Source organism: Undibacterium sp. SXout7W, from assembly GCF_049339385.1.
Taxonomy (GTDB): Bacteria; Pseudomonadota; Gammaproteobacteria; order Burkholderiales; family Burkholderiaceae_D; genus Undibacterium.
The window spans coordinates 1-283 of record NZ_JBMPPF010000165.1; the positions used below are offsets into that span (position 1 = coordinate 1).

The 283-nt window shown below is 26.9% G+C and carries 1 protein-coding gene; it reads right to left on the reverse strand.

Translation table 11 applies throughout. From position 1 onward, the window contains the following. Positions 1–283 (reverse strand): hypothetical protein (locus ACO0LB_RS20950; protein ID WP_423052680.1); only part of this gene is annotated, 283 nt, incomplete at both ends.

The following is a 283-nucleotide window of genomic DNA, read 5'->3' on the forward strand; positions in this document are numbered from 1 at the left end:
TCTAAAGTTAAACCACCACCTGAATATTCATAAGGTAAAGTTGAACTTATTCCAGGTAAATATTCTTTGGTTTCAGGAAAAGTAAGAATAGAATCTTTTCTTAAATAAAATGGATCATCACCACGTAAACATAATTGTCTAGTTAAACTAGGAGAATTAGTCAAATCATAATTTTGATTAAATTCTTTCAACTCTAAATTCAATTCATTTTCAGTTTCAGTCATTTCAAAAACTTCAGAATCTAAAATAACGTCATCGTAATTATGATTTCTGACATTAGTTA